A 21965-nucleotide genomic window follows, 5' to 3' on the forward strand; every position below is an offset into this window, starting at 1 on the left:
TGCACGTTTAATTACGCGTAATACTAATTATAATTTCCCCCATAGCCACTATGGGGGAAATTTTCTCAAATTTCTATATCACCTCGCTGTAAACTGGTATCATCTGCTGATTAATTTTTAACTAGTCTCAGGGACGCAGTACATGCGCTTGTTAACTTTATCTCACACCCTATTTTTAACCTTAAGCATTGTTTTTTTATCTGCATGCGGTGGTTCAGACGATCAAGTTACAACTAACCCTAATGATCCCGTTGAGCCTGAGCCTAGCGAGTTAACCGTCTCTACAACTACAGGTTTAGATGTCAGCCTTGATGAAGGAAGCTTTTTACTGACTGTACCTGCCTATGCTGTCTCTCAAAACACTGAACTTACACACGAAAAAACAGTATTAGATGATGCAAATGCACTACTAAATATTATCTCAGATATACACCTGCTCACCCCAAATACGCTTTCTTTTAGTGATCCAATTACTATCAGCATAAAAATACCTGATGATTACCAATTAGGTGGTCAGCTATTTATTGCTAGACAGTCTGGCGATAGCTGGTCAGTTATTGATAACTCTTTTGTTGCAGATGGGTTTGTAAGTGCGCAAGTAACAACACTGGGAACCTTCGCTATTATGATGCAGCGCAATGAGGCCTTTGCTGCTATAGGCCCAACGTGTGACGCCACAGCCACAGAGCAATCGGTTAGATTTGTTCATGTTGCTGACCTACATGCGCGATTCGGTTATGAGGAGCAATACTTTAGCCGCATAAAAGCCTACTACAACCAAGTACTTGCACAAACGCCGCATACCCTTTTTACCAACGGGGGTGATGACTACGAAAAAGGCACTGTTGCTGAGCAACTATCACAAGGTAGCGCTACAGAAGAAGCCATTAAAGCCATGCAGTTTGATTTACGTGTGGTAGGAAATCACGACTATGCATGGGGGCCAGAAAAATTATTAAGCTACTCGCAAGATGATAACGCCATAGTGCTTGCCAGTAATACACGCTATGAAGGCGAACAATTACAAGATTTTGCCGCTGTAGGCTTTGCTAAAGTACAAGTAGGCTGTGTGACCTTAGGTGTATTTGGTATGACCTCAGTACCTTGGAACGAGCTAGACGAACCGATAGATAATGAGCCTATACCTGATTTTATCAAACAATTTAAAATGAGCTGGCAGTGGCAACAAATAGCACAAAGTATAGTAAACCAATACCAAGGCGATGTTAACTACATGGTAATGCTAAGCCATTTAGGTGAAGGTTTAGATATTGATATGGCAACCGATGTAAGCGGTATTGATTTAGTGTTAGGCGGCCATACTCATGGCGGTGAAAGTTATAATACGCTCGAGAACGGCGCTGTGGTTATTCAGCCAGATTTTTACGCCAAAGGCATCACCGATGTTACTCTTACGTTTAACTTGCAAGATAAAACATCACCAGTAATAGATTACAGCACCATTGAAACTGACAGCATTAGCGAACGTGATGAACCAACTAAGCTGGCAATTGATGAAATTATGGGCCGCTATGCGCCTGATGCAAACACAGAAATTGCTATTTCTGAAAACTACCCAAGTAGTTTAGAACTTGCAGAAATAACGGCTTTAGCTGCAGCCCATGCAAGTGATATAACGGCGGCCCTGCTTAACCCAGAATTAGTACAAACAAGGTGGACACCAGGGACCTTAACACAAGAAGACTTTCATAAAGCCTACTATGTTGAGCGCCAGCCCTCTAACACTCCTGGCTTTAATTCGTTATATAGCGTAACGGTTACAGGTAGCGATTTAAACACCATGTTTGCCAGTCAGCCTGATTGGTTTTTACTCAAACCTGATGGTATACAAGCTGCGAACACTTATCAGGTTGCTTTATTTAAAGGCGCAGCACTTAATCCTGAGCTATTTTTTAGCGGTGTAACGTTTTCAAACATAGAAGCCATTGACGAAGCATGGTGGTTACTCGATCAATATGCGCGTTTTAGAACAAGCCAATGCTTATACCTAGATACCGATAATCAACTCTTTTCATGTAATGAGCAAAGCAATGTCACAGTGTGGAATTTTGATGATGCAAATAGCCCTTTGGCAGCAGATTATGGCCCTTCAGTATTGAGCTATTTTGACCCAGAACAGACAAACTGGGGCCCTGAAGAAACGCAATATAATACAACTCAAGAACTTGGTATTGCTGATTTTGCTGATGGCAGCTCAGGTGTAATGGCGTTTTCACGCCACGCCCCTACCGAGGGGTTATTAATAACCTTAAATACACCTGCCAATGGTGATTATGCAAGTGAAGGAATGGTTTCTGATTACACCTTAGTAATGGATTTATATTGGCCAGAAGAAGGCAAAGATATTTATCGCGCTATCATGCAAGCAAACACACAAGATTACCTCACTGATGATGCCGATATGTTTATCGACCCAACCGGCGGTTATGGTAAATCAACCAGTGATAGTGGTTACTTTGGACAAACAGAGCCTGAAAACTGGCACCGAGTTGCATTTGTATTTTATACCGCCCCCAGTAATGGGGTATTTGAAGTGTACATAGACGGCGAGCTTGCTGGTGTGAAAGAAGACGGTGAAATAAATAACACCTGGGCATTAACGTCATCTGTTTTACTCTTTACAGATAACAACTTTGAAACAGTGCCCGGTTATTTAAACGCCCTTTTATATGCTGGGCGCGCCCTGACTCGAGACGAAATTAAAAGCATAGGCAGTGCACAATCAAAGCTGACATTTACCCCTACAACACGGGTATTAAACCAAGCTATTGAGCGCCATTACCAAGCAGCTCCAACCGTAAAACCTAACCTTTGGCTCGAGCAGCGCAACACGTTTTTTAACAACCGGACACAAAGTGTAAACAATTAAATACAAAAAACATTACGTAACTACATTTTTAAAAGAGGTTTTATTTTTATAAAACCTCTTTTTTATTTATTTATATCAATACCTTAAACTTTAATAAATTAAAAGCATCAAGCTAATACATGCTCGTTTACCCTAAAGCGTAAGGTATAAACCTATTGACTAAGTAAACGTCTTATTAAATTTACAGTTTGCTCAAATGCTAAATCTGCTTCCCCTCTTCCCCAAACTTAAAATCTAGTTGATTATCTAGCTCAACACGACAACAACACATAATCGCAGTAGCAATATTTATTGCAGGAGTAATAAAAATGAGTGAAGCAAATAATCCACTAGGTTTAGTTGGTATTGAGTTTACTGAATACGCAACACCTGATGCAGACTACATGGATAAAGTGTTTACTGATTTTGGTTTTTCAAAATTAAAAAAATTTAAAGGCAAGGATATTGTCTATTACAACCAAAACGACATTCACTTTTTACTAAATAACGAACGCGATGGTTTTTCTGCTGAATTTGCAAAAAGTCATGGTCCAGCAATTTGCTCTATGGGTTGGCGCGTTGAGGATGCACAGCATGCATTTGAAACAGCTGTAGCACGTGGTGCAAAACCCGCAACCGACTCAACCCATAAAGACTTACCTTACCCCGCCATTTACGGTATTGGCGATAGCCTGATTTACTTTATTGAGCAATTTGGTGATAAAGGGTCTATTTATGAGTCTGACTTTGAAGATTTATCATCACCTAATGTAGTTGAAGATAAAGGCTTTATACGTATAGATCACTTAACTAATAACGTTTACAAAGGCACTATGGAAACATGGGCAAACTTTTACAAAGACGTGTTTGGTTTTACAGAAGTACGCTATTTCGATATTAAAGGTCAAAAAACAGCGCTGCTATCGTATGCATTAAAATCACCCTGTGGCACCTTCTCAATTCCTATTAATGAAGGTAAAGGCAATGACAACAACCAAATTGACGAGTATTTAGGCGAATATAATGGCCCTGGTGTACAACATCTCGCGTTTTTAACTGACGATTTAGTTAGCTCGCTTGATAAGCTTGATAAATCGACCATTGCTACTTTAGACATTATTCCTGAGTATTACGACACTATTTTTGACCGTGTGCCGTGGGTTGCAGAAGATAAAGAAAAAATTCGCGAGCATCAAATATTAGTCGATAGCCAAAGTGAAAACTGCTACCTATTACAAATTTTCTCTAAAAACCTATTTGGACCTATTTTTATAGAAATGATCCAACGTGTAGATGATGGTGGTTTTGGTGAAGGTAATTTTCAAGCATTGTTTGAGTCAATTGAGCGAGACCAAGAGCGCCGCGGCGTTTTATAACTTTTTTGAGTAAATTAAAAGCAGCGATCTTCGCTGCTTTTTGTCGTTTTAATATTTAAAAAGTAGGGTGCAAGATACAAGTATGCTTAAATAAATGCATGCACCCAACATCAAACCTAAAGGATAAGTAATGAGCCAAATTAACGAAACCCACGACATTAATTTAACTAGCTGGGTAGAGTCGGCCAATATTAAAGGCTGTGACTTCCCGATTCAAAATTTACCTTTTGCAGAATTTCGTACTAAAAACACAAATGAAGAATTTAGAGGCGGGGTTGCTATTGGCGATCAGGTTATTGATTTAGCAAAATTGAGCCACTTAAACATTTTTACCGGTGATGCTAAAACAGCCCTAGATGCAGCAAGCGAATCAACACTAAATACATTTATGGGTTTAGGGGAGCAATACTGGTCAGCACTGCGCTTAGCGCTTTCAAAAGCATTGCGTGAAGGCGCACAGCAACAAAAAGAAATGCAAAGTACCCTTATTGCTCAAGCTGATATAGAGTTTTCACTGCCGTGTCGTATTGGTGATTACACCGACTTTTATACCTCAATTTACCATGCAACAGCCGTTGGTAGCTTGTTTAGACCAGACAACCCGCTTTTACCAAACTATAAATGGGTGCCGATTGGCTATCATGGCCGCTCTTCATCTATTGATGTATCGGGGCAAACGTTTCACCGCCCTAAAGGGCAAACTAAAGCGCCCGATGCAGATACTCCATCATTTGGCCCATGTAAGCGCCTAGATTACGAGTTAGAGCTCGGTATTTACTTAGGCAAAGGCAATGAGCTGGGTGATGCTATCGCCATTGAAAACGCTGAAAACCATGTATTTGGTTTTTGTGTATTTAATGATTGGTCAGCACGGGATTTACAAGCATGGGAATACCAACCATTAGGCCCGTTTTTAGCTAAAAACTTTGCATCAACCGTATCGCCTTGGATTGTCACCACTGAAGCACTTGCACCTTTTAGAACTAGCTGGACACGTGATGAAAACGACCCTCAGCCAATGCCGTACCTAGAATCTGCTGCTAACCGCGAGCAAGGAGCATTTGATATCCAAATGGATGTTAAAATTCAGACTCAAAAAATGCGTGATGAAAACCACCAACCTACGCAGGTCTCTGCCTCAAGCTTCAAACATTCATATTGGACTGTGGCGCAAATGGTGACCCATCACACTGTAAATGGCTGTAACTTTATGCCAGGTGATATGCTCGGCTCTGGCACCCAGTCAGGCCCTACACATGAAGAAGCGGGTTCTTTATTAGAGCTTTCTCGTGGTGGTAAAGAAAAAATAACCCTGAGTAATGGTGAGCAACGCAGCTTTTTAGAAGATGGCGATAACGTAATTATGCGCGGCTGGTGTGAAAAGCCAGGCTATGCCCGTATTGGCTTTGGTAGCGTAGAAAGCACAGTATTACCTGCTAAATAACTTATTGGTTATTGATATGTCCTAAATAAGCAAACACATTTGAGGACAACACATAGCAAATAAAAAAGCCACCTAGTTAAACTAGGTGGCTTTTTCGTATCTACAGTACGGGTTGATTAAAGCTCTTTTTCAACCTCATCAAATAGCGCAGTAATATTTTGCGCTGGCTCTTTCGTCGCTAAGCTTACAACGACAATTGCAATGCTTGCTAAAATAAAGCCTGGTACAATTTCGTACATGTAACTGCTTAAGCTTTGTCCATCAATCATAAATGGTGAGTAAATCCAAAACAGAACCGTACCAGCACCAACAACCATACCTGCTAGTGCGCCTTCAAAGTTCATGCGTTTCCAGTACAGGCTAAATAAAACCAGTGGGCCAAATGCCGCACCAAAACCTGCCCATGCATTACTTACTAAGCTTAATATTGAGCTGTCTCTATCGTACGCTAAGTAAATAGCACATAGAGCAACTGCTGCTACACTAATACGTCCTACAGTAACAAGCTCTGTGTCGCTTGCTTCTTTGCGTAAAAACGTTTTGTAAAAATCTTCAGTTAACGAACTTGAGCTAACAAGTAACTGCGAAGAAATTGTACTCATGATTGCAGCTAAAATAGCCGCCAATAAGAAACCAGCAATTAATGGGTGGAATAATAACTCAGAAAGAATTAAGAAAATGGTTTCTGGGTCTTCAACAACAATGTTGTTTTCGTAAGTGTACGCGGCACCAAATAAACCAGTACCCACAGCACCAATGGCTGCAACTATCATCCATGTCATACCAATACGGCGAGCCGTTGGCATATCTTTTACGCTACGCACCGACATAAAACGTACAATAATATGAGGTTGACCAAAGTAGCCCAAGCCCCATGCCATTGCCGAAATAATCCCTAATGCAGAGCCTGCACCTATCCAATTAAGCATATCGGGGTTAACGCTATGAAGTGTTGACTCTAGCGGTTGATCTAATAAAGAGTAAGCAACGGTCGGTACCAGTATCAAGGCAATAAACATAATACAGCCTTGCACAAAGTCAGTTAAGCTAACTGCTAAGAAGCCACCAAATAAGGTATATAAAACAACAACACCAGTGGTGATGTATAAACCCATTTCGTAACTTAAGCCAAACGAGCTTTCAAACAATTTACCGCCTGCTACAACACCTGATGATGTATAAAGCGTAAAGAACACAATAATTACTACCGCAGAAACTACACGTAAAAGGTTTGATTTATCATTAAAACGATTAGAGAAGTAATCTGGGATTGTGATTGAATCGTTTGCTTTTTCAGTGTAAACACGCAAACGAGGCGCAACTAAAAAGTAGTTTAACCACGCACCAATAACCAAGCCTATTGCTATCCATGTGCTACTAAAGCCAGTAACGAACATAGCGCCAGGTAAGCCCATTAAAATCCAACCGCTCATATCCGATGCGCCAGCAGATAATGCTGCAACACTTGGAGATAAGCTACGTCCACCTAGCATATAACCCGAAACATCACTTGTAGACTGTTTGTATGCATAAAGTCCAATGCCAAGCATGACTATAAAATACAATACCAGTGAAATAATCATTCCTGTTTCCAAATTCGCCTCCACAAAGTTGTATAAAACAGGCTTTTAATCCTAATAATGACTCTTAAAATATTATAATAAAGACACTATTGGGGTAAAAACCATCCGTCTTGACTATACCATGCTTAAAGGTGATAACTCCAACTTGTTACACTGAAGTGAACAAAAAACAGCCGTATTGACTATTTAACCCTCAAACACCCGATATACGGTAAATTTATTTACATATATAGCTAATATTTAATAACAATTCATTAAATCAATAATAATTACCTAATGCTATTTCGAACGTTTTGCCATATATTATAGCCATTGCTAATAATTATTATTTTGTACGGAACTATTTATGTATTTTTATGCTGCACGCCAACCTATTTTAGACCGCGAAAAGGAGCTTGTTGGATACGAGTTATTATTTCGTGATGGCGTTGATAATGTATTTCCAGACATAGACGGTGACGAAGCAACAACGAAACTAATCGAAGGGAGTCAGTTTAATTTTGGCTTAGAAGATTTAACTGGCAACAAACCCGCCTATATTAACTTTACCCTAGAAACCTTACTTAAAGGTTACCCTACTATGTTAGGGAAAGAGACGGTCGTTGTAGAAATCCTTGAAACAGTGCAACCAGGTAAGCGCTTACTGGCTATTGTTAAAGATTTAAAAGAAAAAGGCTACACCCTAGCGCTTGATGATTACATTCACCAACCAGTATGGCGCCATTTTTACCCGTTTATCGATATTTTAAAAATAGACTTTTTAACCACTGATGAAGATGCAATAAAAACCATAATTAACGATATTAAAGCCTATCCACACATCAAGCTTTTAGCTGAAAAAGTAGAAACCTATGAAGCTTATAATTTAGCTCTAGAGCTTGGGTTTGAATATTTTCAGGGGTTCTTTTTTTCAAAGCCTGAAATGGTACAAAGTAAAGCACTACCGCCATCAGAAATGGCATTAGCAGAGCTGCTTTACGAAACCTCATCTGTTGAAATGGATCTTAAAAAGATAACCGATGTGTTTGAACGTGACGTAAATCTATCATACAAGTTATTGCGTTATTCAAACTCAGCTGCGTTTGCGCGCAGAGCCGAAATAAACACAATCAAACAAGCACTCATCGTCCTTGGCGCTAACGAAATTAAAAAGCTGTTATCTTTGTTATTTGCAGCGCAAGTTTCTGCCGATAAACCTGTTGAGCTAATTAGGCTTTCGCTAACACGTGCACGATTTGGCGAACTACTTGCTATTTCACACGGGCAGTTTAAAGATACCGGTATGGCCTTTTTAACTGGCATGATGTCGCTTATGGACGCCATTTTAGATGAAACCATGGAAAGCGTTATGCAAAAGCTCCCGCTGTCTGCAGAGATAAAAGCTGCGCTATTGAATGACGAAGGCCTGCTTGCTCAGTATCTAAACTTGGTTAAGTTTTATGAGCACGCAGATTGGGAAGCCGCCAACGAAATTGCTAAACAATTAAATTTAGGCGAAGAAGTTGCCAACGCATACCATGACGCCTTAACCTGGGTTAATGAGCAAATGCAGCTGATGGTTAAAGAATAATAAACATTAGAGCTTATTTAAGCTCAAAATACACATAAAAAAATGCCAGCAATTGCTGGCATTTTTTATAGCTGTTATTTATAGGCTTTCTAAGAAGTCTTCATCAAAGTCTTCAGGCTCTTCTTTGATTGGTGGATTGCCGTCGTATAGCTCATAAAGCTGACGCTGAAAGTATATGTCTTTAACAAACAAATACGGGTCAAGAGAGTCATTAAGTAGGCCTTCTTGCGGGATAAGTGAAGCACGAGCTTCGACCGCTTTAAGCGCAAAAACTAAAATAGTTTGAGGCGTAGTCAGAGCGATTTCTGGTAACACAAAGTTATCAACTACATCGCCTGTTAAGTTACGTGCTGTAGTTGGTCCCATTGCCGGCAGCATAATATATGCGCCATCGCCAACGCCCCACACGCCCAATGTTTGGCCAAAGTCTTCATCTACCAGCTCAAGTCCAAGTGAACTTGCAACATCAAAAATACCAAATACACCTACCGTAGAGTTAACTAAAAAACGCGCTAAACTCACGCCTGCGTTGCCCGCTTTACCTTGTAGCCCTGCGTTTATCATATCAACAGGCGCACTAATATTATCGGTAAAGTTAACAATCCCATTGCGTACAGGTACAGGGGTCACTTCTACATACCCTACAGCCACAGGGCGTAAAATATAAGCATCAAGAATATCCATATTAAAGTCGTACAATGGACGGTTAATGCTTTGTAGCGGGTCGCGCTCATCAACTTTGTTTTCTGGTACTTGTGCACATCCGGCTAGCACCAATAAACATAAAAAAGTAAAACTATGCTTTAACATCTAATGTCCTTAAGGTATTAATGTATCAATTTGAAGTTGGTAGTCACTTACGTTTTCACGTTGTAGTGTCTCAGAGTGACCCTCTAACTCACCACTACTTGGCATAACTGACTCATCGATTGAGATCCGCGCTGTGATCACAATATCTTTAGCACTTGATAAGTTTAACCCATCAACCATTGCATTAGCATCAGTGAGTTGCACCGTTAGCGGAAAGCTGTATTCATTTAGTTTTACAACCGCTAATGGCATAGGAGAGCCTTGAGCAGCCTTGGCAAAAATAAATAAAGTCCCCTGCTGTGGCTGCTTATCGAAAAGCTCATCCGCTAAGCTCACAGTAACACTAATAGTACTGTTAGCAGAGACCGGCATTACAGAGCCCTCATTTTGCATTTGTTGCTCTATATCGGAAATACGCTGCGCTATCATTGTATAACGCGTATCGCTTTTATCCATGCTTGCCAGTAATACTTCAAACGCCGCTTTGGCTTGCGGCCAGTCCTTGCGCTCATAGGCAATAAGCGCTAATAAAGAAATAGCATCAAGGTTTGTTGGTTCAACCTTTAGCACTTTAGATAGCATACCCGCTGCACGCGTCATGTTCTCTTCGCTGCCTTCAAGTAGTAAAACTTGGCTGTAGCTAATGAGTACTTGCATGTTGTCTGGGTTCATTCGCAGGGCTTTATCAAATGATTGCTGCGCCATATCAAATTCGTTTAACGACATGGCTACACGTCCAAGCAACATCCACGCAACTTCGTCATCGCCTGATTCACTAAGCTTAGTGCGCAGCGCTAAAGCAAACGCTTGCAACTCGTTTTGAGTTAGTGGCTCACCTTTTTGCATTACCGCACGCTCGCCATAATCTGCAAGGTTATCCATTGCATCATACCACGCTGCTATTTGCTGCTGGCTCCCTGTAAAGGTGTAAAAAACACCGGTGAGGGCTAATAAAAATGCTGCGCCTGTTAAAGCAAAAATACGGTTATTACCTTTGCTATTAAGCGATTTTTCTGGCGAAAGCTCGTTCAATAAACGACGTTTTAACTCTATAACCGATTCACTATGGCTTTGCGCATCAATACGTTGATTGTCTAAGTCGTTTTGCAACTCAACTAAACGCTGCTCGTAAATGCTGATCAATTCTGCATTAGCATTGTGAGTAATGGTTTGCACGCGCTCTTTTTTTAAAAAAGGCAACATAATGAAAGCCAGTGCAATTAGTGTGAGTAAAGCAAAACACGCCCACATTAAAATCATTAATTTTGCTCCTGACGTTTATTTTCTGCAATTAACTTAGCAAGTTTTGCTTCATCATCACTGTTCCAGGTTTGCTTAACTGACGCCTTACGCTGGCGAATTACAATAAAACCAAAACCCAAAATAACAATAAGTACAGGTAAAACCCAAAGTACTAATGTGGCTGGTGTTACAGGCGGATCGTAATGAACAAAATAACCGTATCTGTCTATCATGTAATCGATTACTTCGTCTTTTGTTTTACCTTCTTTTACCAACGCGAGTACCTTGTCGCGTAAATCTTTTGCAACAATGGCATCAGAGTCTGCAATATTTTGGTTTTGACATTTAGGGCACCTGAGCTCTTTGGTTAACTCTTCAAAGCGCACAGCTTGTTGGTTATTGTCAAACTGGTAGCGATCTTGCTCGGCATACACTGCCATACTTATAAAAAAGCTCAGGGTTAATAAAAACACTCGCATTAATTTAGCTCCTGCATAACAGGGGCAAATTTAGCACGCCATACGCGCGGGTTTAGATCCCCTGTATGGTGTAATAAAATTTTACCCGTTTTATCCACTAAAAATGTTTCAGGGGCACCTGATACACCTAAATCAAGTGACAAGGTACGGTGCAAGTCTAAAATATTAAATTGGTATGGGTCGCCAGCACGGCTGAGCATATCGCTCACATCGGTGCGCAAAGCCTGCATATCAAATGGGCCATCAAAATCGGCATCGTACCCTTGTACATAGTACAAACCAATAATTTTTACGCCTTGCTCGCGTAGCTTAGTTAAATACCCTAGTTCAACTAAACATGTAGGGCACCAAGTCCCCCATACATTAAGTAAATAAACTTCGCCTTTTAGGCTTTCATCTGTCCAGCGCTTATCATCTTGCATTAAATCAGGCAGGTTAAACGCAGGCATCGTTTGGCCTAGTCGTCCGGTTTGAATTTCACGCGGGTTGGCAAACAAACCTTGATACAAAAATACACATAAAAATATGAATATTAATAACGGTGCTAAAGCTAAAATTTTACGGTTCATTACGCATTCTCCAACGCTTTTTTGCGTGTACTTGCTGATGTACGGTAGCGTTTATCGAATAAAATCATAAACCCTGCAAGCGATATAAGTACACCGCCTATCCACATCCAACGCACGAAAGGTTTGTGATAAATACGCAGTGACCATGCCCCTTTACTTAATTGCTCACCGAGCGCTAAATATAGGTCGCGAGTAAAGCCGGCATCAATTGCCGCTTCGGTCATAAATTGCATACCAATATCGTATTTGCGTTTTTCTGCATGTAACTCAGTCACTAGCTTATCGTTATTGAATACCGACACTACACCAGCATGCCCACTGTAGTTAGGGCCGCGTATTGATTTAACGCCATCAAATCGGTATTCGTATTGGTTAAGCGTGACAATATCGCCTTGCTTCATAGAAACATCACGCTCCACCGAGTACGCCGAAGTAAGTGTTACGCCAGCAATAACAAATGCTAAACCAACGTGACCTAGCACCATAGCCCAGTAGCTAATGCCTAAACGTTTAATACCTTCTTTTAGCGTCCCGTGAACCGACGCCTTGGCGTATAAATCTATGGCAGTAGAGACTGCAACCCATACACCTAAGGTGGTGGCTAATAATGTAAGTGGCTTTACGACATCGTAGCTTGAGAACAACCACGCACAGGTAATAACAACACTTATTAACACACCTATTAATACTTTATTTTGTAGTACAGCCCACTTGTTTTGTTTCCAACGAAGAAAAGGCCCTATTCCCATTAATATGGCAAATGGTACTAATAAAATGGCAAACATTTTATTAAAGAACGGTTCGCCAATAGAAATACTGCCTAGGCCCATTTCTTTATGCACCATAGGTAACAAAGTACCTAAAAGAACAATTAATGTGGCTACCACTAAAAAGATGTTGTTAAGCCATAAGGCCACTTCGCGTGATACAAACTTGTAACGGCCTTCGCTTTTAACTTGTGATACGCGCAGCGCATACAACGATAAACCGCCGCCAACAACAATGCCTAAAAAGGCTAGAATGAATAAACCTCTATCGGGGTCAGTGGCAAATGCATGCACCGATACAATAATACCTGAGCGAACAATAAAGGTGCCTAATAAGCTTAGGGAGAATGCAGCGATGGCAAGCAGCACAGTCCACGATTTAAATACACCGCGCTTTTCTGTCACGCTCAAAGAGTGCAATAAAGCCGTAGCGACTAGCCAGGGCATAAGCGATGCGTTTTCTACCGGATCCCAAAACCACCAGCCACCCCAGCCAAGCTCAGAATAAGCCCACCAGCTGCCTATGGTTATTCCTAAACTTAAAAAGCCCCAAGCAGTCATCGTCCATGGGCGAGACCATTTAGCCCAGGTGTTATCAAGTTTACCTGTTAAAAGTGCTGCAATAGCAAATGAAAACGCAACCGATAACCCCACATATCCCATATACAGTAATGGCGGATGAATGATCATACCTGGGTCTTGTAGTAGCGGATTTAAATCACGCCCTTCAACAGGGAAATACGGCAGTAAGCGTTCAAATGGGCTTGAAAGCAGTAGTGTGTACATCATAAAACCGACACCTAAAAAGCCAAGCACACCTAAAACACGTGCACGCAACACCCAAGGTAGCGATTTAGAACGCATCGCAACCACGGCGGTCCACCCTGCTTGCATTACAAGCCACAGTAAAATAGCGCCTTCGTGCCCACCCCACGTAGAGGTAATTTTATAATACCAAGGCAACGTACTACTTGAATGATACGCCACATAAGATACCGTAAAGTCATCTGTTAAGCTGGCATAGATAAGCGCAGCAAACGAGAGAAGTACAAAAGCAAATTGCCCAACGGCTAAAGACGGGGCCGCACGCATTAAACGAAGATTACCGGTATGCGCGCCCCACAGCGGAAAAATACACAGTAAAACGCTTAGCACCATGGCAAGCGTTAAAGAAAAATAACCAAGTTCTGGGATCATATTAGCTACCGCTATCTAGGTTGTATTTTGGTTTTTCGTGTTTAATTCCTTTTACGGCTTCTGCAACTTCTGCTGGCATGTATTCTTCATCATGCTTAGCCAGTACTTCAAAAGCTTCAATCACGTTTGGTTCTACAAGCACACCTTGCGCTACAATACCTTGGCCTTCGCGAAATAAGTCAGGCAAAATGCCTTGGTATTTAATTGTTACCAATGGCCCGGTATCAATCAATTTAAAGCTGACTTGTAAACTTTGTTCATTACGAATGACAGAACCCGGCACAACCATACCGCCAATACGCAACTTTTGCCCTATTTGCGGTTTTTCTTTATCTGGGCCTTTGCCGTCTATTAGCTCGCTTGGTGTATAAAATAAGTTTATGTTTTCTTGTAGCGCATAAAGCACTAGGCCTACAGAGGCACCAATACCAAACAGTACTGCAATAATTACCAATAGGCGTTTTTTACGTCTTGGGTTCATGAGATTTGTTCCTGCTTCGCTTTTTTAATTCGCGCTTCGCGCGCAACTTGCTGCTCTACTGAGGCCATAATACGTTTTGTATCACGTAAAGAGCTAAATAAAATGCCCAACAAAATTAAGGCGCATGTACCAAATGAAAGCCACACGTAAAACCCGTAGCCTCCCATTGCAATAAAATCAGAAAAAGAGTCAAACTGCATAATTTACCCCTTACTTAACAAGGCTCGAACCCAAGGTCGATGCTTTTCACGTTGTAATATTTCATTTTTAAGGCGAATTAACGTTACAGTGCCCACAAACGCTGCAAATGCTAAAATATTTACCATAAGCGGCCAAAACATACTTGGGTCAATGGCTTTTGTATCAAGCTTTGTGATTGTTGCGCCTTGGTGCAGGGTGTTCCACCACTCTACGGAGTAGTGAATAACAGGTAAATTAATTACCCCTACAATGGCTAAAATAGACGCTGCGCGCCCTGCTGATTTTTTATCTTCAAAGGCATGGTAAAGCGACAGCACGCCTAAGTATAAAAACAATAAAATAAGTTCAGAGGTTAAACGTGCATCCCATACCCACCAAGCACCCCACATAGGTTTACCCCATGCAGCGCCGGTAATTAAGGCAATAGCTGTAACACATGCTCCCACCGGGGCAATAGCAATTACAGCAAGTTCAGCGTTACGTAATTGCCACACTAAAGCGACAATAGCTGCTATAGCCATAGAAGAGTATGCGCCCATAGACAAAATAGCCGATGGAACATGAATGAAAATAATACGGTAGCTGTCTTTTTGTTGATAATCAGCTGGTGCAAAACCTAAGCCCCAAATCCAACCAACAAGCATACTTATAACCGTAACAACGGCAAAATAAGGCAGTAACGTATTACATAATTGATATGCGCGCTCTGCTTTTGCGTAGGGATGTAACCACTTCCACATATTAACTTACACTCACTTTTAATGCTGACGATATGGCGATGGGTGCACACATAATAGCAACTACTAACATGGCCCCAAGAATGGCAAGCTGCCCACTATAATCCAGCGACATAGTACTGGTATCAATGGCTGACGTTGCAAAAATTAAAACAGGAATATACAAAGGCAACACTAATAGGCTCATTAAAATGCCGCCTTTTTGTAATCCCACAGTAAGGCCAGCCCCAATTGCACCAATAAAGCTTAATAATGGCGTGCCTAATAATAATGTTAATACGGTCGCTAACAGCGCAGAGCTCTCTAAATTAAGCAATAAAGCAAATAACGGTGTCATTAATACTAATGGTAAACCGGTAACAACCCAATGCGCCGCGACTTTAGCCAACACGGTGAGTGATAGCGGGTACGATGAAGCAATTAACTGCTCTAACGAGCCATCGTTATAGTCGTCTCTGAATAATTTATCGAGTCCAAGCATGGTAGAGAGCAAAGCTGCTACCCAAATAATACCTGGCGCCATTCTGTTTAATAGACCGGGCTCTGGGCCAATTGCTAACGGAAATAAAGAAATAACAATGAGAAAAAACAAGATAGGATTGATAATTTCAGCGCGCTGGCGAAATGCAAGCTTTACATCTTTACTAAATACCGCACTAAACAGCAGCCAATATGAATGTTGACGAGTCATCAGTAACGATACTCCAAGGTCACCGTTTGTAGGTTTTCAAACTGTGTTGTTAAATCTTGATGGGTTGTTAGTAAAATAGCGCCACCACTTTTTAAATGCTCAGAAAAACGTTGTTGTAAAAAGGCAACGCCATTTTTATCAAGTGCAGTAAAGGGTTCATCAAGTACCCATAGTTTTGCATCGCTTAACCATAATCGCACTAAAGCAACACGACGCTGCTGCCCTGCAGAGAGCATTCTTACCGGCACATCTTCAAGGCCCACTAAGCCAAGCTTAGCTAAAATTGGATATAAGTCGGGCTCATTTGTATAGCCGTTAATGTGTAACCAATGGCGCACGTTTTCCAGTGCGCTGAGCTGCACATTGACACCGGTTTTATGGCCTATAAATAGCAGGTCTGTGGCGTACTCTTCATAATGCTTGGCAATAGCTTGCTGGTTATAAAAAATAGCGCCTTCATCAGGCACACTAAAGCCTGCGACAATACGCAATAATGATGTTTTGCCAGCCCCGTTAGGACCCGCTAATTGCATGATTTGACCGCTATTTAGGCTAAAATTAAGATCCGCAAACAAACAACGTTCTTGCTTGATGCAGGTGACGGACTTAATGTGTAACAAGATGACGTTTCTCTATGCCAAAAATTAGGCGTTAGTCTACCATAATGATAGGGTAATACGAATATTGCTTTAAAATCGATTCACGAAAATTAGCGAAAACTTGATTTAAAATAATGAATAATCCAACGCAAATCACATTATCTAATTCATTGGTTAATAACCAAAGCGCCCCGAGCACTTCGGACGAATTAGTACAATTACCCGAGCAGGTACTTGCGGCTAAAAATATTCAGTTTTCAAAAGGCTCAATTACACTCGATGTTTTGATTGATAAACACTGGCAAACACTGCGCTTAGGCATAACGCATGCCCCTCAAAATACAGACAAAATAGCAAGTGCTAACATACAGCTCAGCGCTGATGGAAAGCAGCTAAATATTACTCCTAACAATACCAATATTACACTTAGCAACGCATCACAACTGCAGCGTTTTTTAAATTATGTTAGTACCGGTAGTGAAATACAAAGTAAACCTTTGCCAGTCAATGTACAGCTTTCGCCGTCACCGCAGCTTATGATACCTAGCCTTAATGCCAGTATTGCAATTAACAAAGAAACCGCACAGCTGTTAAATACCGAGCAGCCATTACAGGTACTTATTAATACAACCAATAAAGGCGCACAAATAAATGTTATTAACCGCTTTGCTGACACCGTCCATACTCAAACTCTCAGCCAGCATAAAATTTCGCAGCTATTAACTAACTTACTGCCCAGCGCGCAACTACAAGCAACGCCTAAATTAGCTATTATTTCGCACCCTCAGCATAGCGGCTCGTTCACAACACCGATAACTAATAAACAGCTTAGTGAATTGCCTAGCAAGCCCGTGGCAGTCAATATTACCAATCAAGCAGATAAGCTGCTCATTAAAACTAACTTACCTAAAATGCAGGTCGCGCTTAATAACTCATTTAGTAAACCCTTTACCGACTTGGTTTTATCACAGCAGCAAAATGCAGCCAGACCCCCCGCTGATAAAACAAGCCCGCAGTTAAGTGCACAAAGCCCTATAAAGTCATGGTTACAAAGTAGCTTTAGTGATTTAAAAACGCGAATTAACGATGCCGTTAAATACTTTGAAAACAAACCCTTTGCGAGTAAAATGCCACCTTTGCAGGCTCAACAAGCTAAGCTTGATGTAAATAAAACGCCGACACCAATAAACACGCTAACAAACCCTAATTTAAGCAAGCTAAATATAACCGCAGAAGTGGCTAATCATTCTTTTACCCCTAACAGCCCTTTAGCTAAACACTTTGCGCAGCTGCCTCCTTTAGTGCAAATAACCCAGCAATTAAAGGCGAGTGTGTCGTTATGGCAATCAGCAAACAACACAGCTCAGCCCCAAGCAGTGAGCGCCCAACCAACAAATGTAAGTACGCAAGGCAACTCTTCTGTGCCGCTGAGTTTAAAAACACTACATGCCACAACTTCACAGGTAAATACTCCTAACCAACCCAGTTTGTCTCACTCACTTTTTAACACAGCTGTAAGTCAGCAGTTACAACCAACAGAGGCTAAACTTTTAACCTCGCTTTTAAATTTGCCAACAGAGAGTGAGCGCCCAAATAGCGCTTCCAACCCTAAAACATTGTTGAGTAGCCAAATTACTGACATAGCAAGTAAAGCTACTCAAAATACACCTGATCTTACGCGTTTAGTGAATCAAGCTTTTAATAGAATGGTCTCCAGTACTAATGTGCACCCAGCCACCATACAGCGAGAGCTTTTAAGTACCTTACAACCGCTTACTACGCCAAACGACACACTACAAAGTAGCTTTACAAAAGGGCTTGAGCAACTTGCGGTTACTATTTTAGCGGCGCCAATAATAAGCCAATCAAGTACTTCGCTAACGTTTAATAACCACACAGGCGTGGATGCCCTACTTAATGTGCTTTTACCTACTTTTAAAGTAGGTAATGGCGCGGATAAACTATTAGAGCAACTTCAACAAACACAAATACAAGAGCTTGCCCCAGAGCTGCTACAAGTTAAAAATACCCTTAACCAAGTACAAGTAACTACGCCAAACCAACAAAGCGACACAAACCCGCTAGCACAGTTTTTATTTCCGATGAAACTTCCGCCTGAAGCGGGACAAACAGAGATAACCTTAGGGCAATATAAAAAAGCCAGTGTAGATAAAACCGAAAAAAACGTGTGGTTTGTTAGATTAAATTTTGATTATGCACAGCAAGGGCAATTACAAATAGTGGCTGAGCTTATGGACAAAGCGCTCGATTGCCAGCTGCTTGCCTCTAGCCAAGAAGTAAGTGCAATTGCACACCCTCACTTAGATAGCCTCAGGGCTAAATTAGCTCAGCATGGCTTGCAAGTTGGCGAGCTAAACTTAAAACGCGCAGATGCTAGTCATCAAGCGTTTTATCAATCGCATGCCATTATAAATATTAAGGTTTAACATGACTGACACCTCTAATTTAGCAGCAAATAATAAATCCGCGATTGGCCTGTTGTATGAAGCAGGAAGTACCCCAGCAGTAAGTGTAAAAGGGTTTGGCGAGTTGGCCGATGAAATAATCGCAGCAGCGAAACAAAAAGGCATTATGATCCACCAAGATGAAGCACTTGCTAAAACACTCTCTCACTTAGAATTGGGAGAGGAAATACCTAAAGAACTTTATTATGTTATTGCTGAATTGATTGCTTTTTCGTACGTGCTTCGTGGGCAGTTCCCACCTGGCTGGCAAGACTTTCAAGGTAAGCTAAATGTAAAGGCATAACTAGGTGGATGAATTATATCTCCCCCTTTATTAAGTATTACTGCACATTGGTATTACGTGTAGTTAAAAGCAAAAAAGACGCTAGGCGTCTTTTTGTTTATGTAACGAAAATAATAGTTCAGCCTCAGCCCTAGGAAGCTCGCACTCGCGTATCACCTCATCTAAATCTGCGCCAAGCTCAACCATTTTAACAGCACGAGAATATATTTTTGCGTCTGGGTCATCATATTTTTGGGCAGCTTGTTGTTGCATCAACTCTTGATTTTGTTGCTCAACTTCAAGTACGCGCTTACCAATACTTAAAAGCCCTGTTCTGAGCTCAGACACTTCACTGCGTAATATATGTGTTTGCTCTGAGGTATCTTTTAATTGCTGTGATACCGCATTAAGCTCCGCCGACTGTTTATTTTTTAATGCAACAATTAGCGCCAGCGATATTAAACCTATCCCTAACGCTGCTATTGCGATACTGAGTAACAACATAATTTTAGTGGTAAAGCTTAAATATCGCTTAACTCATCCCATTCGTCATCGCTAAGTAATTTATTTAAATCGACTAAAATAAGTAATTCGTTATCGCGGTTACATACACCTTGGATAAACTTAGCGCTTTCTTCGGTACCAACATTTGGCGCACTGTCTATTTCAGAGCTGCGTAAGTACACAACTTCAGAAACACTATCAGCTAAAATACCAATTACTTGCTCTTCTGCTTCAATAATTAAAATGCGAGAGTTATCAGTTGCATCCGCAGCAGGCAAACCAAAGCGTGCACGAGTATCAATAACAGTGACTACGTTACCACGTAAATTTATAATGCCAATAACGTATGAAGGTGCACCAGGTACTGGGGCAATTTCGGTATAACGTAAAATTTCTTGCACCTGCATTACGTTTACGCCATACGTTTCTTCTTCAAGCTTAAACGTTACCCACTGTAAAATTTCATCGTTGTTATCTGCGTTTTTATTCGCTGATAATAGTCTATCTTCGCTCATGCTGTTACCCCGTAATGGTCGTTACTACTGACGGCTATCTAAGCCTTTTTCTAATAGTGCATTTAAATTATCTACATCTATTAAAGCACACATTTTTTCTTTAATAACACCGGCAAGCCAAGGGCGTTTGCCACTGTTTTTTCGCCATTTTACATCTTCTTTACTCAATGTAATGTTATTTATTAACTTTTCGGCCAATAAACCCCAGTTGCTATCGCCTAGGGTTATTAAATACTGATAATTAAGAGAGGCCTCTAACTTTTCATCGTACTTTTCAGGCATTACCCAACGTGCAGTATCAACTACGTTTAGCTTTTCATCTCTATTAAGCATAACGCCTTTAAACCACTTTGGCTTACCAAATAAATGATTTACTTCACCTAATTGATGAATTCCTCCAAGCGCTTTTAAAGGAACAGCCAATGTTAAACCAGCCACTTCAAAAAACAGAGCCTGAAATTCACCTTCAAAGTAATCTTCTTGGCTATGTAATAAAGGGGCAGGTTCTGTACTTAACTGGGTTTGCACCTCAGGTGTCTCTACTGGCTCAGGCTCAATAGGTGCAGGTGGCGAAATAGTGGCGTCAGCCTCGCTATTACTCTCTTTTACTTGCTCAGAATAAAGCTGCTCGGTTACTTTTAATTGCGCTTTGGGCTTTAAAAGTACTTCGTCGTTTTGTAAGGCACTAGGTACTTGCTCAAGTAGCTTTGCTACAGGCTCAAGGTTTTCCTCAGGTTCGTCTTCGCATAATAGCGCCCCTAAGTATTGAGTCATTACTTTTTCATTAGCAAATAATTGCTTACTCATTCATTAACCTTGTCCAATTAAATAATCTAATAACGCTTTATAAGCGTAAACCCCACGCGAACGTGGGCAAAACTCTATGGGTACCTTTTGTGCAAGGCTTGCATCTCTAAACTTTGTATCAACGGGGATCACCCCTGGCCATACTTTATCTTTATATGTATTTTGTAACGTTTTGTAGGCTTCAAGCGACGCTTTTGTGCGCTTATCATACATAGTAGGGATTATAGTATATTGGTACTGTTTCGCTTGAGAGCTTTGCATTAATTCCATAGTGCGCATCATTCTATCAAGCCCTTTGAGCGCCAAAAACTCAGTTTGCACAGGCACTAAAATACGTTCGCTGGCGGCTAATGCGTTCACCATTAAAACACCTAAAACGGGCGGGCAATCAAGCAGCGCATAATCGTAATGTTCACTAATTTTTGCAAGTGTTTTTTTTAAAATTAAGCCCATTCCCGTTTTATTGCCCATGCTTCTATCGAGGGTTGCTATAGCCATCGTCGCGGGCAATATATCTAGGTTTTCCATCGTAGAGGGGCACAATGCTTGAAGTATTTCTTCACTTTGCATTGAGGTGCCGCGGGCAAAAATATCGTACACACTGACTTCTAAATCTTCAGAATCAATACCAAAATAGTACGTTAGTGAGGCGTGAGGGTCGGTATCAATGAGTAATACGCGTTTACCTTGCAAGGCCAAAATACCAGCAAGACTGACAGCCGTTGTGGTTTTACCTACACCGCCCTTTTGATTTGCTACTGTCCAAATCTTCACAT

21 protein-coding genes are annotated in these 21965 nt (G+C 41.0%); 6 read left to right on the forward strand and 15 right to left on the reverse strand.

Features of this window, described 5'->3' with window-relative positions:
- The first annotated feature begins 142 nt into the window (after window positions 1-142).
- The 3 genes from OIZ54_RS10040 (at window position 143) to fahA (ending at window position 5689) form a co-directional block, all read left to right on the forward strand.
- Window positions 143-2890: a metallophosphoesterase gene (locus OIZ54_RS10040; RefSeq protein ID WP_264390346.1), complete on the forward strand. Its 2748-nt coding sequence runs from the start codon at window positions 143-145 to the stop codon at window positions 2888-2890.
- A 308-nt stretch (window positions 2891-3198) separates the two neighbouring features.
- Window positions 3199-4245, forward strand: a complete 1047-nt coding sequence (gene hppD, locus OIZ54_RS10045) for a 4-hydroxyphenylpyruvate dioxygenase (RefSeq protein ID WP_055253161.1) — start codon at window positions 3199-3201, stop codon at window positions 4243-4245.
- Window positions 4246-4375: 130 nt separating this feature from the next.
- Entirely contained in the window at window positions 4376-5689 is a 1314-nt protein-coding gene (gene fahA, locus OIZ54_RS10050; RefSeq protein ID WP_264390347.1) for a fumarylacetoacetase, read from the forward strand.
- Between the two features lie 116 nt (window positions 5690-5805).
- On the opposite strand, the gene putP is transcribed toward fahA, so the two are convergent.
- The gene (gene putP / locus OIZ54_RS10055) at window positions 5806-7284 is read right to left on the reverse strand and encodes a sodium/proline symporter PutP (protein ID WP_264390348.1); all 1479 of its coding nucleotides are present in this window, start codon (window positions 7282-7284) and stop codon (window positions 5806-5808) included.
- A gap of 334 nt (window positions 7285-7618) precedes the next feature.
- Between putP and OIZ54_RS10060 the strand changes: the two genes are divergently transcribed.
- The gene (locus tag OIZ54_RS10060) at window positions 7619-8842 is read left to right on the forward strand and encodes an EAL and HDOD domain-containing protein (RefSeq protein WP_096041370.1); all 1224 of its coding nucleotides are present in this window, start codon (window positions 7619-7621) and stop codon (window positions 8840-8842) included.
- A 78-nt stretch (window positions 8843-8920) separates the two neighbouring features.
- Here OIZ54_RS10060 and OIZ54_RS10065 read toward each other — a convergent pair whose 3' ends face one another.
- From OIZ54_RS10065 to ccmA, 10 genes are read right to left on the reverse strand one after another with little or no spacing between them, the layout of a single operon-like run.
- On the reverse strand, window positions 8921-9652 hold the full coding sequence (locus OIZ54_RS10065) for a VacJ family lipoprotein (protein WP_004588329.1): 732 nt from the start codon (window positions 9650-9652) through the stop codon (window positions 8921-8923).
- Between the two features lie 9 nt (window positions 9653-9661).
- The gene (gene ccmI, locus OIZ54_RS10070) at window positions 9662-10912 is read right to left on the reverse strand and encodes a c-type cytochrome biogenesis protein CcmI (protein ID WP_248531551.1); all 1251 of its coding nucleotides are present in this window, start codon (window positions 10910-10912) and stop codon (window positions 9662-9664) included.
- On the reverse strand, window positions 10912-11373 hold the full coding sequence (locus tag OIZ54_RS10075) for a cytochrome c-type biogenesis protein CcmH (protein ID WP_004588327.1): 462 nt from the start codon (window positions 11371-11373) through the stop codon (window positions 10912-10914). The genes ccmI and OIZ54_RS10075 overlap by 1 nt, the downstream gene beginning before the upstream one ends.
- A complete protein-coding gene (locus OIZ54_RS10080) occupies window positions 11373-11942 on the reverse strand; it encodes a redoxin family protein (protein WP_029773820.1) in 570 nt (189 codons plus the stop codon). Before OIZ54_RS10080 ends, OIZ54_RS10075 begins: the two co-directional genes overlap by 1 nt.
- Complete coding sequence (locus OIZ54_RS10085) at window positions 11942-13906, reverse strand: heme lyase CcmF/NrfE family subunit (protein WP_029773819.1); 1965 nt, start codon at window positions 13904-13906, stop codon at window positions 11942-11944. Before OIZ54_RS10085 ends, OIZ54_RS10080 begins: the two co-directional genes overlap by 1 nt.
- 1 nt (window position 13907) lies before the next feature.
- The gene (ccmE, locus tag OIZ54_RS10090) at window positions 13908-14387 is read right to left on the reverse strand and encodes a cytochrome c maturation protein CcmE (protein WP_004588324.1); all 480 of its coding nucleotides are present in this window, start codon (window positions 14385-14387) and stop codon (window positions 13908-13910) included.
- A complete protein-coding gene (ccmD, locus tag OIZ54_RS10095) occupies window positions 14384-14587 on the reverse strand; it encodes a heme exporter protein CcmD (protein ID WP_004588323.1) in 204 nt (67 codons plus the stop codon). Before ccmD ends, ccmE begins: the two co-directional genes overlap by 4 nt.
- A gap of 3 nt (window positions 14588-14590) precedes the next feature.
- The gene (locus tag OIZ54_RS10100; RefSeq protein ID WP_004588322.1) at window positions 14591-15328 is read right to left on the reverse strand and encodes a heme ABC transporter permease; all 738 of its coding nucleotides are present in this window, start codon (window positions 15326-15328) and stop codon (window positions 14591-14593) included.
- Window position 15329: 1 nt separating this feature from the next.
- The gene (gene ccmB, locus OIZ54_RS10105; RefSeq protein WP_004588321.1) at window positions 15330-16016 is read right to left on the reverse strand and encodes a heme exporter protein CcmB; all 687 of its coding nucleotides are present in this window, start codon (window positions 16014-16016) and stop codon (window positions 15330-15332) included.
- Window positions 16016-16636: a cytochrome c biogenesis heme-transporting ATPase CcmA gene (ccmA, locus tag OIZ54_RS10110; RefSeq protein WP_095206646.1), complete on the reverse strand. Its 621-nt coding sequence runs from the start codon at window positions 16634-16636 to the stop codon at window positions 16016-16018. The genes ccmB and ccmA overlap by 1 nt, the downstream gene beginning before the upstream one ends.
- A gap of 113 nt (window positions 16637-16749) precedes the next feature.
- Between ccmA and OIZ54_RS10115 the strand changes: the two genes are divergently transcribed.
- On the forward strand, window positions 16750-19062 hold the full coding sequence (locus tag OIZ54_RS10115) for a flagellar hook-length control protein FliK (RefSeq protein WP_248442841.1): 2313 nt from the start codon (window positions 16750-16752) through the stop codon (window positions 19060-19062).
- 1 nt (window position 19063) lies between these two features.
- The gene (locus OIZ54_RS10120) at window positions 19064-19384 is read left to right on the forward strand and encodes an EscU/YscU/HrcU family type III secretion system export apparatus switch protein (RefSeq protein ID WP_004588318.1); all 321 of its coding nucleotides are present in this window, start codon (window positions 19064-19066) and stop codon (window positions 19382-19384) included.
- A gap of 81 nt (window positions 19385-19465) precedes the next feature.
- Here OIZ54_RS10120 and OIZ54_RS10125 read toward each other — a convergent pair whose 3' ends face one another.
- From OIZ54_RS10125 to OIZ54_RS10140, 4 genes are read right to left on the reverse strand one after another with little or no spacing between them, the layout of a single operon-like run.
- The gene (locus tag OIZ54_RS10125) at window positions 19466-19867 is read right to left on the reverse strand and encodes a DUF2802 domain-containing protein (RefSeq protein ID WP_004588317.1); all 402 of its coding nucleotides are present in this window, start codon (window positions 19865-19867) and stop codon (window positions 19466-19468) included.
- A gap of 17 nt (window positions 19868-19884) precedes the next feature.
- The gene (locus OIZ54_RS10130) at window positions 19885-20382 is read right to left on the reverse strand and encodes a chemotaxis protein CheW (protein ID WP_004588316.1); all 498 of its coding nucleotides are present in this window, start codon (window positions 20380-20382) and stop codon (window positions 19885-19887) included.
- A 24-nt stretch (window positions 20383-20406) separates the two neighbouring features.
- A complete protein-coding gene (locus OIZ54_RS10135; RefSeq protein ID WP_029773816.1) occupies window positions 20407-21189 on the reverse strand; it encodes a chemotaxis protein CheW in 783 nt (260 codons plus the stop codon).
- Window positions 21190-21192: 3 nt separating this feature from the next.
- Window positions 21193-21963 carry a ParA family protein gene (locus tag OIZ54_RS10140; protein WP_004588314.1) on the reverse strand — a complete coding sequence of 257 codons (771 nt, stop codon included), beginning with the start codon at window positions 21961-21963 and terminating at the stop codon, window positions 21193-21195.
- Window positions 21964-21965 lie beyond the last annotated feature (2 nt).

It is taken from the genome of Pseudoalteromonas sp. A3 (assembly GCF_025942345.1).
GTDB classification, from domain to species: domain Bacteria; phylum Pseudomonadota; class Gammaproteobacteria; order Enterobacterales; family Alteromonadaceae; genus Pseudoalteromonas; species Pseudoalteromonas atlantica.